Origin of the sequence: Leifsonia sp. SIMBA_070 (genome assembly GCF_046534635.1) — a bacterium.
Lineage (GTDB): Bacteria > Actinomycetota > Actinomycetes > Actinomycetales > Microbacteriaceae > Leifsonia.
Window position 1 is genome coordinate 1 of record NZ_JAWRYK010000532.1, and the last position, 257, is coordinate 257.

Genomic DNA, 257 nt, shown 5'->3' on the forward strand with positions numbered 1-257 from the left:
GCAGCACCCGGAACAGCCAGGGCTCGGCAAAGTCCTTCAGCGAGCCGCGGCGGGTGGTCTCTTCGCTTGCCAGCGCACGCACGTCGTCATACTCGGTCCGTGCGTCTTCGGAGCTGCGGATTTTCTGCAGCACGGCCAGCATCTGCGGGTACCGGCCCTGCGCGGCGAGCCAGCGCGGGCTCTCCGGCACGAACTTCATTCCGATCCAGAGGGCGATGGCAGGCAGCGTCGCCACGGCCAGCATCCAGCGCCAGACG

Annotated in this window: 1 protein-coding gene; it reads right to left on the reverse strand. The window is 68.5% G+C overall.

The annotated features are described in order from the left end of the window. Positions 1-257 (reverse strand): MFS transporter (locus SB754_RS21330; protein WP_410784334.1); only part of this gene is annotated, 257 nt, incomplete at both ends.